The sequence below is a fragment of the Rhodococcus sp. IEGM 1370 genome, from assembly GCF_033142325.1.
Lineage (GTDB): Bacteria > Actinomycetota > Actinomycetes > Mycobacteriales > Mycobacteriaceae > Rhodococcoides.
On the sequence record NZ_JAWLRY010000006.1, the window covers coordinates 188,915 to 205,539 of the forward strand.

A 16,625-nucleotide genomic window follows, 5' to 3' on the forward strand; every position below is an offset into this window, starting at 1 on the left:
ACCGATGGGTTTCGTCGGAGAACACGGGGGCACCGCATGCACGGCCGCTTGACGTCACTCGGCTGCATACTCGCGGTTGCCGCAGGTACGGCCGTTCTCGCTGCGCCACCGGCGTTCGCGGCGCCGCCTCCGCCGGTGAACTCCTGTGGCGAAACAGGATTCGACCCCAAGGACTACCCACCCGAGCCCATCGGACCGGGCAATCCACCACAGCTGCCGCCGTTGCCGGATCGTGTGGTGATCCCCGTGCCCTATCCGTCGATCGAACTCGTACCGGTTCCCGATTTGGCCCCGAACAACACCCGCGTACGGGCCGAACCGTTGACCGACCCGTGTGCGGACCCGTGCCCCGATCTCACCGACGACACCGATTCACCGACGCCGGCAACGGGCTCGGCAGACCATCTGCCGTTCCCGCGCATCGAGATCGACCCGCAACCCGAGACCATCCCGATCCCGATTCCCGGCCCCGCTGCCCCGGGAACGCCGCCGCCCGCGCCCGCCGTCAACCCAGCGGAGCCAGGACCCACGACGGTCCCGCCAGGAGCACCTGCCGTCGGACACGTCGAGGTCGTCTCCCAGCTGACCGGACCGGGATCGGAGAACCGCACCGACAAGCGATGGCAGGTGAACGGAACCGACCTCGGCATCATGTGGGAGAGCAAGCCCGGTGAGGTCGCCGTCGCCTTCGGCGATTCCTTCGGCAAAGGGTGGGAATTCGGCGTCGTGGGCGGCGACGACTGGCGTTCGAATGCGCTCGGCCACAGCACCGACACCGACCTGTCCGACGGCATGACCCTGGACTCCAGGGTGCAGGATTCCCGTTGTCACGCAGCCGAACTGCTGCCGTCGCGCAAGATCAAGAACTGGGAGACAACGGTCATTCCCACGTCCGGTTTCGCGATCGACGACCGGCAGTACATGTCGTACATGTCCATCAGGCGCTGGAGCACGATTCCCGGCATGTGGTGGACCAACTACGGTGGCATCGCCTACTCGGACGACAACGGTTCCACCTGGGTCAAGGACGAGCATGCCAAGTGGGACAACGTCTTCGGCTTCTCCAAGTTCCAGGTGTCGACGATGGTCCCGGCGGGGGAGTACGTCTACATGTTCGGCACCGTCAACGGACGCGCCGGACAGGTCGGGCTCGCCCGCGTCCCGAAGGCCGACGTGTTGAACAGGACCGCCTACCAGTACTGGGTGAACGGCACCTGGGCTCCCGTCGGATCGAACGAGGCCACCCCCATCGCCGACGGTATGGCCGGGGAACTGTCGGTCCATCACGACGAGGCCCGAGGCCTGTGGCGGTTGACGTATCTCGATCCGCTGCGCGGCGATATCGTTCTGCGCGAGTCGAATTCACCGCAAGGTCAGTGGACCGCGCCGACCACCCTGATCGACACCGCCGAGTACCCCAAGACCTACGGCGGGTTCGTTCACCCGTGGTCGACGGCGAACGAGCTGTACTTCACCGTCTCGGAATGGGACAGCTACAACGTCTATCTGGTCAAGGCCGAGCTTCGCTCGTCGTGAGCGGAAACTCGTAGCAGGCTACGAGGTTTCGTGCACGTGCGGCGCAGCCGCTCCTACTGCCTGGGCCACCACTCGAGCAGCGCGGCCTCCGCGTCCTCGCGGGAGAGCGGTCCCCGGTCGAGACGCAGTTCTTTCAGGAACTTCCACGCCTTGCCCACGTCGGGTCCGGCCGGGATGTTCAGCAACTCCATGATCGCGTTGCCGTCGAGGTCGGGCCGCACCCGCGCCAGATCCTCCTGCTCGGCGATGCGGGCGATGCGTTCTTCCAGGTCGTCGTAGGTGGCCTGCAGCGCGGCGGCTCGACGCTTGTTCCTGGTGGTCGAGTCGGCCCGAACCAGCTTGTGCAGCTTGGGCAGTAGCTCACCGGCATCGGTGGCGTAGCGCCGCACGGCGGAGTCGGTCCACTGACCCTTGCCGTAGCCGTGGAAACGCAGATGCAGGAACACCAGATGCGAGACGTCCTCGATCATCTTCTTGGAATACTTCAAGGCGCGCATGCGCTTTCGCACCAACTTGGCACCGACGACCTCGTGGTGATGGAAGCTGACTCCGCCGCCCGGCTCGTTTCGCTTGGTATCGGGCTTGCCGATGTCGTGCAGCAATGCGGCCCAACGCAATACGAGGTCCGGATCGCCGTCCTCGAGATCGATGGCCTGCTTCAGCACAGTCAGCGAGTGGGTGTACACGTCCTTGTGCTGGTGATGCTCGTCGATCTCGAGCTTCATGTTGGGCACCTCGGGAATGATCCGCTGGGCCAGGCCCGTCTCGCACATCACGTCGATGCCGTCGATCGGGTGCTCGCCGAGGATCAGCTTGTCCAGCTCCACCTGGATTCGCTCGGCGGTGATGCGGTCGATCTGCTCCGCCATGTCCTCGATGGCCCGGTGCACCCGTGGCATCAGAGTGAACCCCAGCTGAGAGACGAACCGCGCGGCCCGCAGCATGCGCAGGGGATCGTCTCCGAACGAGACCTCCGGTGCCGAGGGAGTATCGAGAACGCCCTCGAGCAGCGCGTCCATGCCGCCGAGCGGATCGACGAATTCCTGGGCGCCGTCCGCTCCGAGACGTACGGCCATGGCGTTGACGGTGAAATCGCGTCGAACGAGATCTTCTTCGAGGCTGTTGCCGTACTGCACCTCGGGATTGCGGGAGACCTGGTCGTAGGAGTCGGTGCGATAGGTGGTGATCTCGATCGTCTGGTCGTCCTTGGCCGCGCTGATGGTCCCGAACGCGATGCCGGTGTCCCACTGATGGTCCGCCCAGCCCGACAGCAACGCCTGAACGTCCTCGGGCCTGGCGTCGGTGGTGAAATCCAGATCGGTTCCGAGTCGACCGAGAACTGCATCGCGCACCGAGCCACCGACGAGGAAGAGCTCGTGCCCCGCCGCGGCGAACAGTGCGCCCAGCGGAGTCAACACCGGAGCGAGTTCGCGCAGCGTCACAGCAGCTCCCGCCAGCAACCTCTCCCGGCGGGCATCGGTCTGCTCGGCGGAAACGGAGGACAGGGACTGATCGGCCACGATGGGAGAGCCTACTTGCGCCGAACCGATCGAATGTCCCGGCCTTCACCCCGCGGTGCGGCACGGTAGAAGAGTGCGCACAGGCAACTAGTATGGATCGGGTGTCTGCTGCCGAACGTGCGAACAGGAGCCGCCGCAACCCGCGGCGGCGTCAGGCACGCGCCGACACCGAAGCACCCAAGCTGCGGACCGTCCGCGAGACCTCGGCAGGCGGCCTGGTGGTCGACGGCCTCGACGGCCCGCCGGCCAAGCGCTGCGCCGCCCTCATCGGCCGCACCGACCGCCGCGGACGCCTCCTCTGGTCCCTGCCCAAGGGGCACATCGAGCAGGGTGAAACCGCCGAGCAGACGGCCATGCGCGAGGTCGCCGAAGAGACCGGCATCCGCGGTACCGTCCTGGCCTCGCTGGGCAGCATCGACTACTGGTTCGTCACCGAGGGCCGACGCGTCCACAAGACCGTCCACCACTACCTGCTGCGATTCCTGGGCGGCGAACTGTCGGACGAGGATCTCGAGGTGACCGAGGTCGCATGGGTCCCTCTGACCGAACTGCCCTCTCGACTCGCCTACGCCGACGAACGCAAGCTCGCCGCCATCGCCACCCGTCTGATCGAGGACATGAGCAGCGGCAACTCGGGCGCACCCATCCCCGGCGGGAAGTGATCGTGCGGGCCCGGAAGGTCGCTGCCGCCGCATTGACCACGTTCGTTCTTGCGGTGGCACCGTCGGTCGGCTCCGCAGCACTGGTCCCCACGCAGCTTCCGAACGCCGCGGCCCAACCCGACTCCTCCGTCGGCGATGCGTCCGGCACCACCAGCGCCGTTCCGGACACTCCGATGACGCAGGACGGCAATCCCTTCCTGACGCTGAGCATCGAGACCGTCGCCCCCTCCACTGTCACCACCAGCAGCGACCCGTTCGTCACCGTTCGCGCCACGGTGACGAACACCGGGGACCGCCGCGTCGACGACGTCAGTGTCCGGATGCAGGCCGCTGCCGCCGTCGACACCACCGCGGGCCTGCGGACCTCCCTGACTCTCGACCAGGACCGATTCGAGCGGGTGGGCGATTTCGTCACGGTCGCCGACTCACTGGAGAAGGACGAGAGCCGCCAGTTCGACATGTCGATGCAGCTGCGCAGCACCACCGAACCTTCACTGGGAATCGAGGCGCCAGGCGTCTACCCGCTGCTGCTCAACGTCAACGGCACCCCCGAGTACGGCGGAACCGCACGACTCGACGACGCTCGCTTCCTGCTCCCGGTCGTCGGACTGCCCCGAAACCCGGGTGAGATGGACCCGACCGCACCGGGCGCGATGCCGCTGCCCCCGAACACCCGCAACCCCGTCGCGATGACGGTCCTGTGGCCGCTCGCCGACATCCCTCGCCTCGCTGCCGGAATTCCCGGATCCGTCGACGAGCGTGTGCGACTGATCGACGACGAGCTCGCCGGCGAACTCGCCACCGGCGGGCGACTCGACACCCTCCTCAAGGCCGTCGAGTTCGCGACGCAACCCGGCCTCGATCCCGACGGCAGACTGGCGTCGAGCCTGTGTATCGGCCTGGACCCCGACCTGCTCGTCACCGTCTCGAACATGACCCGCGGCTACCTCGTCGTCGACAACCCGGCCGATCCCGCCAGCACGACGCGTGAGGGCACCGGAAGCGCAGCCGCAGGTCAATGGCTGTCCCGACTCGAGACGGTCGCGTCGAGCACCTGCGTGACGGCGATGCCGTTCGCCCAGACGGATCTGGGGGCAGTGGCCGACATCGGCGATCCCACGTTGCTGAGCAGTGCGGTCAGCGCCCCGGCAGACATCGTCGACGGCATCCTCGGCATCACCTCGACGCGCGGTTTCACCTGGAGCACCACCGGTGGCGTGGACGCGGACACCGCCGATGCCCTGCGCACGGCAGGAACCGGCACCGTACTGGTCGCCGACAACAGCATCAGCCCGCCGACATCGGCCCCGACATCGCTGCTGGTCTCGTCCGAGACCCAACCGTCGGACACCCAGCAGACCGAGACGCTGGCCGCCACCCACTACGACGCCGCCGCCGCAGCGGCGCTGGCCGGCGTCGGAGACACCCCGTCCACCCCCGCCCTGACCCCCGCCGAGCAGCGCTTCGACCTCGCCACCGACTCTCGTACCGCACGCCTGCAGGACGCGCTCGGAGCCGTCAACTTCCATGCGCTCGTCGGCACCGATCGGCCCGGGCGCACCGTCACCGTCGCGCCCCCGCAGTACTGGACCGCGGGGGGCGACGAACCGTCGGCCATTCTGTCGACGGTGTCCTCGCTGCTGCGTTCGGGGTTGGCGACGCCGCGCCCGCTGGCCGAGCTGCTGGCCGAGCCCACGTCCGGACCTCCGGTGACCGGCATCGATGCAGCCACCGAACTCGATACCGGCACCATCGGCCTGGTGCAATCGCAGAGCGCCCGGGTCGACACTCTGATGCAATCACTCGTCGAGGACCCGCAGTCGGCGCTGACCCCGCGCCTGTACACCGCCCCGCTGCGCGAGGACATGCTCCGCGCGCTGTCGACGGCCGGGCGCGCCAGCGCCGCCAGTGACGAGACCGGCGTGATGGCGCGCGACCGACTCGCCGCCATTCGCATCGGGCTGGACACCATCTACGGGTCGGTGACCGTGCTGGCCCCCGGCGGTGTCTACACCCTCGCCTCGGAGCAGAGTCCGCTGCTCCTCGTCGCCCGCAACGACCTTCCGGTCCCGGTCAACGTGCTGCTCAGGGTCGATGCGCCGCCGGAGATGACGATCAGCGACGTCGGCGTCACCCAACTTCCGGCCCGTGGATCACGGACCATCACCGTGCCGGCCGAAGTGGACGACACGCGCAATCTGTCGGTCGACTTCTCCGTCACGACGCTCGACGGGTCCCGGCTCGGTGAGGTCTCGACGGTGTCCGTGCGATCGAACGCATACGGCCAGGCACTGGCGATAATTACCGCCTGCGCCGGTGCTCTCCTACTGTTACTTGCAGGTCGACGCCTCTGGCACCGATTCAGAGGTCAACCCGACCCGGCCGACGAAGGGTACGAGAGACCATGACAGGCAACGTCCCGTACGACGGCGACCTGCCGCGCTCACGCATGCCCGCATCGCAGGTGTTCCGACGCACGACGCCACCGCGGTCCGCCCCCTGGGAGCGGCAGTCGCGGCCGGAGCTGCGCTCGTACCCGGCACCGCCGTCGCTCGACGGTCAGCCGGCCGCCGACGACACCGTCACGCAGATGATCCCGCGATTCCGGGACGAGGACTACCCCTATCCTTCGTCGAGCACAGCACCGTCCGGGACGGTTCCGCCGACGAGAGTTCCGCCGGGCGGGTCCGACCCGGCACCGCAGCCCGAGCCGAGGCCGCAGAAGTCACTGCTGGCCGCGTCCGGTTCGATCGCGGTAGCGACCCTGGTCAGCCGAATCACCGGATTCGCCAAGCAGGTCGCCATGACGGCCACCCTCGGCGCGGCGCTGGCCAGTGCGTTCACCGTCTCGACCATCCTGCCGAACATGATCTCCGAGCTCGTCCTCGGCGCAGTGCTCGGAGCCATCGTCGTGCCGGTGTTGGTCCGAGCCGAGCAGGAGGACGCCGACGGCGGGCGGGCATTCGTGCGACGCCTCTTCACCATCGCGGTGGCGCTGCTCGGAACCGTGGCGCTCGCGGCGACGATCGCAGCCCCGCTGCTGGCGCGGCTGATGCTCGACGGCGATCCGAAGGTCAACGAGGACCTGACCATCGCGTTCACCTATCTGGTGCTGCCCGCGCTGATGTTCTACGGACTGTCCGGCCTGCTGACGGCCGTGCTCAACACCCGGCAGAACTTCAAGCCCGGTGCCTGGGCACCGGTGTTCAACAACCTGATCGTGCTCGCGGTGTTCGCCCTGTACCCCTTCGTCCCGGGCGAGATCACCGCGAACACCATCGAGATGAGCAACCCCAAAATCCTCGTTCTCGGCCTCGGTGTGACTGCGGGTGTGATCACCCAGGTTCTCGCTCTGATCCCGGCCCTGCGCCGCGAACGCATCGACCTGCGTCCGCTCTGGGGATTCGACGAGCGACTCAAGAAGTTCGGCGCGATGGCCGCCGCGATCGTGCTGTACGTCGTCATCAGCCAGATCGGACTGATCGTCGCCACCAGGATCGCGTCGGGCACCGACGATGCGAGCAACGTGATCTACTCGCAGGCCTGGATCGTGCTGCAGCTGCCCTACGGCATCCTCGGCGTGACGGTTCTGACGGCCATCATGCCCAGACTCAGCCGCAACGCCGCCAACGGTGACACCCCGTCCGTCGTCGACGATCTGTCGGTCGCGACCCGCCTGACGATGGTCGCGCTGGTGCCGATCGTGGTGTTCCTGACCTTCGCGGGTCCGTCGGTGGGCGAGGCGCTGTACGGCTTCGGCCGGTTCGCCGAGGTCGCACCCAGACTCGGCGAGGCCGTCAGCTGGTCGGCGTTCTCCCTCATCCCGTACGCCCTGGTGCTGATCCACCTGCGTGTCTTCTACGCCCGCGAGAAGGCCTGGACGCCGACGTGGATCATCCTCGGTATCACCGCCGTCAAGATCGGCCTGTCGTTGCTCGCCCCGATCGTCGCGTCCTCGCCGGAGCAGGTGGTGCTGCTCCTCGGCGCAGCGACCGGTCTGGGCTACACCGTCGGCGCGATCATCGGCGGATACCTGCTGCACAAGAGCCTGGGCAGTCTGCGGATGGCCAACGTCGGCAAGACGGTCTGGCTGGTACTCATCGCCTCACTGGCCGGCGGCGCGGCCATGCTCGCGATCGACCGGATCCTCGGGCTCGACGCCATGATGAACGGCTGGGTCGGCAACTTCGCCCGCGTGGCGATCGACGCCGTCATCATGCTCGGCATCACGTTCTCGATCCTCTGGTTCGGCAAGATTCCCGAAGTTCTGGCGGTCACCGTGGCCCTGAGCCGCCTCGTCCGCAGGTTCCGCGGCGGATCCGACACGCGGGACGCAGATCTGGCCGCTGCAGAAACCGGCGTTATTCCGGTTATTCGAAGCGAGCCCACATGGGACACTGCGCGGGATCGGCTCCCGTACCCTGGTCATCGGCACCCGGGGGCACAAGCTCATGAGGGTCGACCGTTCGTAGATCAACACGGGGCATATTCGCCTGAAGGAGTGACAGTGACCGACGACGAAGTTGCTGGGGGGCCGGCACAATCTCCAGCAAGCGAAGCCGACCGAACGAGCGGCGGCGTCGAGGTCGACACCCAGGACCGCACCGAGCCCGTGAAGGCCGAGGCTTCTTCCTCCAAGACTCCGAATCCCGCCGAGACGCCGGCGAAGACCGCGCCCGAATCGAAGACTGCAGCCGAGTCGAAGGCACCTGCTCCCGAGAAGGACGTCGAAAAGTCCGCCGACGAGCCAACGGCCGTCGAGCCCGCTGTCGACAAGCCTGCTGCCGCCAAGTCTGCTCCGAAGCCGGCCGACAAGACCGTCTCCATCTCCAAGGCTGCTCTCGCGGCGCGTCCGACCGACAAGACCATCTCGATCTCCAAGGCCGATCTGCCGGTCGAGACCGAAGACGAGAAGTCCACACAGGAGTCGAAGCCCGCGGCGGATGCGGATTCCGAGAAGACCGCAGCAGTACCGGCCACACCCGCTAACGACGACTCGTCTTCCACGGACAACGTCGATACTGCTGCGGCTGCGGCGAGCGCTCCCGGGCGCACGCTCCGCGGCCCGACGCTCATTCCCGGTGCCTCCGTTGCCGGTGGACGGTACCGACTGCTGGCACCGCACGGCGGCGCGCGCGGCCTCAAGTTCTGGCAGGCCCACGACGTCAAGCTCGATCGCGAGGTCGCGCTGACGTTCGTCGACGCCGACCAGCAATCCACCGCCTCGACCGACGACCGCACTCAGGGACCGCAGGCGATCCTCTCGCGCACGCTGCGTCTGGGTCGGATCAATTCGCCCGGCCTCGCACGCGTGCTCGACGTGGTGCGTGGCAGCTCCGGCGGCATCGTCGTCGCGGAGTGGACGCCCGGCCGGTCACTGCGCGAGATGGCCGACACCGTGCCTGCACCCACCGGCGCGGCACGCGCGATCAAGGTCCTGGCCGCAGCGGCCGAGGCCGCACACCGCAGCGGAGGTGCGCTGTCGATCGATCATCCCGATCGCGTGCGCATCAGCTCGAGCGGCAATGCCGTCCTCGCCTTCCCCGCAACACTGGCCGACGCCGACCCCAGTTCGGACGTCCGCGGACTCGGCGCGATGCTCTACGCCCTGATCACCGCCAGGTGGCCCCTGTCCGACACCACCGGCGGCGCCGTCGTATCCGGCGACGCAGCTCCGGCACGCAGCGTCGGCGGTATGCGTCCGGCCGACCGCGACGACAAGGGTGCCCCGCTCGAGCCGAGGCAGGTTCGTCCGGACGTTCCGTTCGAGATCTCCGCCGTCGCAGTGCGGGCGCTGGAACAGAACAGCGGAATCCGTACCGCTGCCACCGTGCAGCACGTCCTCGACCAAGCAGCCGTGGTCAACGACAAGACGGATCTGATGCCGGCTCTGCGATTGGGCCAACGTGCGCCGGGTGCCAGTGGTCATTCGCTCGCCGACCCCGAGGAGATCGCCGCCGAGAAGGCGAAGTCGATGCGCACCAACATCGCCATCGCCGTACTCGGCGCCTTGACGGTCGTCGTGCTCGCGTTCGCGGGCTTCTGGCTGTTCACCTCGATCGCAGGCGACAACACCGAAACTCCGCTCGACACCCAGGACTTCGGACTCACGACTCCGGCCGAGGCACCGCCCGCAGCCGATTCCGCGGCCCCCCCGGCTCCAGCCGGTGGCCCGGTAGCGATGGACGACGTCAGCGTCTTCTCACCCCAGGGTTCCGCCGACAACCCGAGCACCGCGTCCAACGTGATCGACAACGACCCCAGCACCGCGTGGACGACCGACTCGTACTTCCAGCAGTTCCCGGCTCTCAAGAACGGCGTCGGCCTGCTCGTGTCCATCCCGTCCTCGACGCTGCAGAACGCCTGGATCGAATCGACGTCTCCGGGAACCGTCGTCGAGATCCGGTCGGCCCCGAACGACTCACCCAGCCTGAGCGACACCACGCTGCTCGGTGAGGCCACGTTGCAGAACGGCCGAACCGACATCGCCCTCAGCGACGCGGAGCCGACCGGGAACGTCCTCGTCTGGATCACCAGTCTCGGCGAACAGGGTGGCCGCATCGCCACCTCGATCTCCGGGATCGGTTTCGACACCTAATTCGGGCATTCGGTAATCAATACCGGCTCGTTTCGTACTTCACGGTATTCATGGCCTAGGCTCCCCCCAATGCGTTAACACGGGGGGAGCCGTTTTCGTATGACCGAACGTTTCGATTCGGCGCCAGGGGAGCGCACGGATGCGGAGCTTCTGGCTGCTCATGCGGCCGGAGAGCCGAACGCCTTCGCCACGCTGATCTACCGACACCACGAACACCTGTGGCTGACGGCTCGGCGCACCAGCTACACGCCCGAGGACGCCTCCGATGCTCTGCAGGAGGCGTTGCTCTCCGCTCATCGCACGGCCGGGTCGTTCCGCGCCGACGCCGCGGTCCGAAGCTGGTTGCACAAGATAGTCGTCAACGCCTGCCTCGACCGCATCCGCAGGAACAAGGCACGACCGTCGGTTCCGTTGAGCGAGAACGAAAGTCACGAGCCCGTATCTCCCAGGGATCGAATTTCCGAGACGGAGACCAGCATTCTCGTTCGGCAGGCTCTGATGACGTTGCCACCCGACCAACGCGCAGCCGTCGTCATCGTGGACATGGAGGGCTACTCGGTGGCCGACGCTGCCGACCTGCTCGGCGTTCCCACCGGTACCGTGAAGAGTCGATGCGCCCGCGGTCGACTCAAGCTCTCGACGCAACTCGCGTACTTGAAAGATGCAGGGAACCGAATCTGACCCCCTCGCGTCTATACCGTGTGAGAGAGAAAGCAGACTCGGCGAAGGGAGGCAGGATCGTGCCGTCGAGCACCGACGCTCTACAAGCCCCGTTCTCGCCGGAGCTACTCGCCGATCTGCATGCCGATGCACTTCCCGAGGACGTCAGTAGGCGACTGTGGCCACTGGTTCGCCTCGACGAGGATTCGCTGCGGATCCTCGCCGGTCTCGACGCCGTCTCGGCTCGACTGCACGAGTTGGGCGAGGACCCCACCGGGACGTTGTCGATTCCGCCCGACGTCGCCCAACAGATCGATCGCACCCTGCACACGGTCGAGCAATCGACGTCCCCGGTGGACGTCGTCGTTCCGCTCCGTCCGCGCAGACGCCGTATGGTTCTCGGAACCGCCGCTGCCGCAGCACTTCTGACGGCCGGATCGGTTGCTGTCGCGGCGGCCGTGTTCACTCCGGACGAGCCCGAATCGATCGTTGCCGACCCCACTCAGGCTCCGGATTCGTCTCTGGTGCTCGATTCCGCCGACCTCGACTCCGGTTTCGCGTTCGGCATCATCGGCAAGCGGGATCCCGGAGCATTGGCCGATCCGGCCGACCTCGCTGCCTGTCTGCAGTCCAACGACGTGGATCCGGCCACCACCGTTCTCGGATCGAGTCGAGTGCGCGTCGACGGCCGAGACGGAACGCTGCTCATCCTCGCCGGAGAACAGCCCTCACAGTTCATCGCCCTTGCGGTGGGCAACGACTGCAGCACTGCGAACCCGGACGTGCTGACGCGTCGCGATATCGGCTGACAGATCTCTCACCGGGGAACAACTGCCTCTAGGGTGGTGTTGACCAGATGTACGTCGACCGGCGTGTGCGCTGAACACTCGCTTGTCGACTGCACGTATACGCCGCACATGATCGGAAGGTCTGCATTGAGTACCCCCAAGGTTCACGATCTCATCATCGTCGGCTCGGGACCGGCCGGTTACACCGCCGGCGTCTACGCCGCACGGGCGGAGCTGGAGCCGATCCTGTTCGAGGGAACACAGTTCGGCGGTGCGCTGATGACCACCACCGAGGTCGAGAATTTTCCCGGGTTCCGCGAGGGCATCATGGGCCCCGATCTGATGGAACAGATGCGCGAACAAGCGGCGCGATTCGGTGCCGACATCCGGACCGAGGACGTCGAGGAGCTCGATCTGACGGGCCCGATCAAGACGGTGTCCGCCGGCGGCGAGACCTACCGGGCTCGGGCGATCATCCTCGCCATGGGCGCAGCAGCTCGCTATCTGTCCATCCCGGGTGAGGAGAAGTTGCTCGGACGCGGCGTCAGCGCCTGCGCCACCTGTGACGGCTTCTTCTTCCGTGATCAGGACATCGCCGTCATCGGTGGTGGCGACTCGGCCATGGAGGAAGCAACCTTCCTCACTCGCTTCGCACGCAGCGTCACGATCGTGCACCGCCGCAGCGAGTTCCGCGCGTCGCGCATCATGCTCGAGCGCGCCAAGAACAACGACAAGATTCGATTCCTCACCGACACCAAGGTGCTCGAGGTCCTCGGTGACACCAGCGTCACCGGGCTTTCGCTCGAGCACGCCGAAACCGGCGAGAAGACCACTCTGGACGTGACCGGAATGTTCGTCGCGATCGGCCACGATCCGCGCAACGAGCTGGTCAAGGGCCAGGTCGAGCTCGACGACGCCGGCTACGTCAAGGTCGCGTCGCCCACGTCGGCCACGTCCGTCGAGGGCGTCTTCGCTGCCGGAGACCTCGTCGACCACGTGTACCAGCAGGCCATCACCGCTGCGGGTACGGGCTGCACCGCGTCGATCGACGCCGAGCGGTGGTTGGCCGAGCAGGGCGACATCACCAGCAACACGCTCGAACACGCCGACCAGCCGGTCGACGCCGTCAACGCCTGACAGGCACCGAACTTCCACATCGAGGAGATAGAAAATGTCCGACGACAAAAGCACTGTCACCATCACCGACGCGTCGTTCGCCGACGACGTCCTGACCAGTGAGAAGCCCGTCCTGGTCGACTTCTGGGCCACCTGGTGCGGCCCGTGCAAGATGGTCGCCCCGGTTCTCGAGGAGATCGCGGCCGAGCACAAGGACAAGCTCACCATCGCCAAGCTCGACATCGACGCCAACCCGCAGGCCGCTCGCGACTTCAAGGTCATGTCGATTCCGACGATGATCCTGTTCCAGGGTGGCAAGCCGGTCAAGCAAATTGTCGGCGCAAAGGGCAAGGCCGCGCTGCTCAAGGACCTCGAAGGCGTTATCTGACTCACCTGCACACAGTGTGGATTGCAGCGGAAGCCAGTCTTTCTGCGACAATCATCTGATGTGCCGATGCTTCGGCATCGGCACATCAGCCGCAAGGTGTGAGTGCCGTCGGAACGATCGAGAGGCTTTGTCGAGGATGCAGGAACTCAGTCACGGCGATTCCGGACCCGCCGTCGCCGAGGTCCGCGGCACTCTGTCGGCTCTCGGCTTTCTCCACGAAGCGGTAGTTCCCCCCGGTCCCATGGACGACGGCCACTGGACGGCTCCCGGTTCCGTCTTCGACGGTGCCCTCGGAGGTGCTGTCCGCGCGTTCCAACAGCACCGCGGTCTGTTGGTCGACGGCGTCGTAGGCCCGGCCACATATCGCGCACTCAAAGAAGCGTCGTACCGCCTCGGCGCTCGAACCCTCATCTACCAGCTGTCCGCTCCGCTGTACGGCGACGACGTCGCCTCGTTGCAGACGAGACTCCAGGACCTCGGTTTCTACAGCGAGCGCGTCGACGGCTTCTTCGGTCCCCGCACGCACGAGGGACTGTCCTCGTTCCAGCGCGAGATCGGCCTCTCCCCGGACGGCATCTGCGGACCGGCAACTCTGCGCTCTCTCGACCTTCTCGGCACGCGCGTCACCGGTGGATCCCCGCACGCCATGAGCGAGGAAGAACTCGTCCGTAAATCGGGACCGCAGTTGACCGGCAAGCGCATCGTCATCGATCCAGATCTCGGCGGAGCAGACACAGGACGCATTGTCGACGGAACGTTCGGCCGCGTCTCCGAGTCCGAGATCCTGTGGGATATGGCGAGCCGACTCGAGGGCCGCATGGCCGCGACCGGCATGGAGACCTTCCTGTCCCGTGCGCGCGGCACCAACCCCTCGGTAGCCGACCGCGCCGAGACCGCCAACGCCTGGGGTGCCGATCTGATGATCTCGCTGCGCTGCGCATCGAGCACCAGTCCCGTGGCCAACGGCGTCGCCAGCTTCCACTTCGGTAACTCGCACGGCTCCACCTCGATGATCGGTCAGGTACTGACCAGCTACGTGCAGCGTGAAATTGTCGCTCGCACACCACTTTTGGACTGTCGCAGCCATGGCCGCACGTGGGATCTGTTGCGTCTGACCAACATGCCGACCATCCAGATCGATCTCGGCTACCTCACCAACGAGTCCGACGTCGAGGTGCTCAGCGATCCGCGCTTCCGCGACATCATCGCCGAAGCAATTCTGATCGCCGTCAAGCGTCTGTACCTACTCGGTCAGGACGATCAGCCGACCGGAACGTTCACCTTCGCCGAGTTGCTCGCCGAGGAACTCGCTGCTTCCGATCGCCCCTGAACCACCGCGCGGGAACGCGTCGGTGGGTGAGGTGTCACCGCGCCCCGACCGTCGACTTCTGCTCGATGTCGACGACGGAGATGCTGGCTGCGATCAGTAGCTGCTCGAGTGCAGATTCGACGTCCTGCTTCCAGCCGTGATCGCGATCGAGCTCGAGCCGCAGTCTCGGAAATCTGTGGTGGGGAGCAATCACCTCGAACCCGACCTTCTTGAGGAAGTCCGCTTCGATCATGCACGTCGACGCCGAACACATCAGCTGTGCCGTGGCGTTCGGAACCACCGGCGCAGCATCGTCGGCGTTGCGTCGAATGCCGAACGCTTCCAGAGCACGGACTCCACGATTGACGAGATCGCCCACGACGGCCTGGATCAACGTGGCCGAATGCATGTCGGCGTCATCCGGCGAATCGATTCGCAACTGAGTCAGTAGAACTGCATCGTGGCTCACCGGCGACGTCGGGAACGTGCCGGCTCGTGGAACTGCTCGGGGTGGGCAGTAGAGCGCGCAGCCGATGGTCTTGCCGTCGACGGACAGCAACTGTCCGCAGGATCCCCATTCGAGCATGATCGTCGACAGCCATACTTCGTTCTCGAATTCGAGATCGACCGAGGAACTCTCCGACGCGGGATCGAGTACCCAGAAGCTGCACCGCCGCGAATGCGTCGGCAAGTGCTCGAACGAACCGAGCGTCACTCCGGTCACCATCGCCGACACCGCTTACCTCAGCCTTCGTGCACTCGTTCACCGCGAGAATTCTCGATCGGAGCCGATCTGCCCCTCGATCAGGATAGGCGATTGATTCGCTTGACCCGTCGGGTGGAGCCGATCATTCAAATGTGTTGTTTCACAGTACTTTTCGAGCAGATTTTGAGATTTCGGGACCACCTCCGACCGAGCTACGTCACAGTGACGTTTCGACCGGGTATGACTGGTCCTGAAAAATCGTGGCTACTTTTTCTTCTGTGCTTCCATCATCTCGACGATCCTCTGAAGGTCATCGACGGATCCGAATTCGACCACGATCTTGCCTTTTCGCTTGCCAAGGCTGACCGTGACCCGCGTATCGAACGAATCCGAGAGGCGATCGGCGACGTCTTGGAGGCCCGGCATCTGGATGGGCTTGCGCCGGGGCGCCGGTTCCGGGCTCTTCCCGTCCTCTCGGTTGGCGAGGGTGACGGCTTCTTCGGTCGCGCGGACGGAGAGACCTTCGGCGACAATTCGCGCCGCCAATGACTCCTGCGCATCCGACCCCGCGTCCAGAGATAACAGAGCGCGAGCGTGTCCGGCCGACAGAACCCCGGCCGCGACTCGTCGCTGCACGGGAATCGGCAGCTTCAACAGACGAATCATGTTGGTCACGACCGGACGCGACCGACCGATTTTCGCGGCCAGTTCCTCGTGCGTGACATCGAATTCTTCGAGTAGCTGTTGGTACGCGGCTGCCTCTTCGAGCGGATTGAGCTGGACGCGGTGGATGTTCTCGAGCAATGCATCGCGCAACATCGCGTCGTCCGCGGTCTCCCGAACGATCGCCGGAATCGACTCGAGGCCGGCTGCCTGGCTTGCACGCCACCGACGCTCGCCCATGACGAGCTGATATTTTGCATCTCCGGCCGCAGCGGAACCCGACACGAGACGGACAACGATGGGCTGCATGAGCCCGAATTCACGGATCGAGTGGACCAGTTCGGCCAACGATTCGTCGTCGAAGACGTGCCTCGGCTGCTTGGGATTGGCTTCGATTCGATCCGGTGCGATCTCTCGGTAGACGGCACCGACGGGGGAGAGGTCGTCTCCGTTCAGCACCGGCGGGGTCGGTGTGGGTGCCGTCGCGGTCTCCGTGAGTTCATCCGCCGGTGCAGTCCGTTTCGGCTTGGTGGACGTATCCGGCCGGTCCTTGGCGTTGCGATCCGCGCCGATGATCACGTCTGCCGCCGCGTTGCCGAGGCGTGGTCCGGCATCGGGTCCGGTGGGGATGAGTGAGGCCAGGCCGCGGCCCAGACCACCCTTACGTGTGGAACTCATC

12 protein-coding genes are annotated in these 16,625 nt (G+C 66.1%); 9 read left to right on the top strand and 3 right to left on the bottom strand.

Annotated features, from left to right (window positions below):
- The first annotated feature begins 36 nt into the window (after positions 1-36).
- Positions 37-1,536, top strand: coding sequence for a DUF4185 domain-containing protein (locus tag R4P47_RS11560; RefSeq protein ID WP_149408157.1), 1,500 nt, complete (start codon positions 37-39; stop codon positions 1,534-1,536).
- A 53-nt stretch (positions 1,537-1,589) separates the two neighbouring features.
- Here the strand turns inward: R4P47_RS11560 and R4P47_RS11565 are convergent, their stop codons facing one another.
- Positions 1,590-3,041 carry a CCA tRNA nucleotidyltransferase gene (locus R4P47_RS11565; RefSeq protein WP_149408170.1) on the bottom strand — a complete coding sequence of 484 codons (1,452 nt, stop codon included), beginning with the start codon at positions 3,039-3,041 and terminating at the stop codon, positions 1,590-1,592.
- On the opposite strand from R4P47_RS11565, the gene R4P47_RS11570 reads away from it, so the two are divergent.
- The 8 genes from R4P47_RS11570 (at position 2,933) to R4P47_RS11605 (ending at position 14,598) form a co-directional block, all read left to right on the top strand.
- Complete coding sequence (locus R4P47_RS11570; RefSeq protein WP_410482269.1) at positions 2,933-3,718, top strand: NUDIX hydrolase; 786 nt, start codon at positions 2,933-2,935, stop codon at positions 3,716-3,718. The two genes, R4P47_RS11565 and R4P47_RS11570, sit on opposite strands and share 109 nt — an antisense overlap.
- Positions 3,715-6,126, top strand: a complete 2,412-nt coding sequence (locus R4P47_RS11575) for a glycoprotein (RefSeq protein ID WP_188078878.1) — start codon at positions 3,715-3,717, stop codon at positions 6,124-6,126. The genes R4P47_RS11570 and R4P47_RS11575 overlap by 4 nt, the downstream gene beginning before the upstream one ends.
- A complete protein-coding gene (locus R4P47_RS11580) occupies positions 6,123-10,316 on the top strand; it encodes a murein biosynthesis integral membrane protein MurJ (protein WP_188078879.1) in 4,194 nt (1,397 codons plus the stop codon). Before R4P47_RS11575 ends, R4P47_RS11580 begins: the two co-directional genes overlap by 4 nt.
- Before the next feature lie 99 nt (positions 10,317-10,415).
- Entirely contained in the window at positions 10,416-10,997 is a 582-nt protein-coding gene (gene sigM / locus R4P47_RS11585; RefSeq protein ID WP_094687344.1) for an RNA polymerase sigma factor SigM, read from the top strand.
- Positions 10,998-11,056: 59 nt separating this feature from the next.
- Entirely contained in the window at positions 11,057-11,785 is a 729-nt protein-coding gene (locus R4P47_RS11590) for a hypothetical protein (RefSeq protein ID WP_149408159.1), read from the top strand.
- A gap of 126 nt (positions 11,786-11,911) precedes the next feature.
- A complete protein-coding gene (gene trxB / locus R4P47_RS11595) occupies positions 11,912-12,901 on the top strand; it encodes a thioredoxin-disulfide reductase (RefSeq protein WP_094638551.1) in 990 nt (329 codons plus the stop codon).
- 34 nt (positions 12,902-12,935) lie between these two features.
- Positions 12,936-13,268 (top strand): thioredoxin, encoded by a 333-nt coding sequence (gene trxA / locus R4P47_RS11600; protein ID WP_068047667.1) that lies wholly within the window; start codon positions 12,936-12,938, stop codon positions 13,266-13,268.
- A 136-nt stretch (positions 13,269-13,404) separates the two neighbouring features.
- On the top strand, positions 13,405-14,598 hold the full coding sequence (locus R4P47_RS11605) for an N-acetylmuramoyl-L-alanine amidase (protein WP_149408160.1): 1,194 nt from the start codon (positions 13,405-13,407) through the stop codon (positions 14,596-14,598).
- A gap of 34 nt (positions 14,599-14,632) precedes the next feature.
- On the opposite strand, the gene R4P47_RS11610 is transcribed toward R4P47_RS11605, so the two are convergent.
- Positions 14,633-15,313, bottom strand: coding sequence for a GNAT family N-acetyltransferase (locus R4P47_RS11610; protein WP_149408161.1), 681 nt, complete (start codon positions 15,311-15,313; stop codon positions 14,633-14,635).
- Positions 15,314-15,547: 234 nt separating this feature from the next.
- Positions 15,548-16,624, bottom strand: a complete 1,077-nt coding sequence (locus tag R4P47_RS11615; RefSeq protein ID WP_149408162.1) for a ParB/RepB/Spo0J family partition protein — start codon at positions 16,622-16,624, stop codon at positions 15,548-15,550.
- Between the last annotated feature and the right edge of the window lies 1 nt (position 16,625).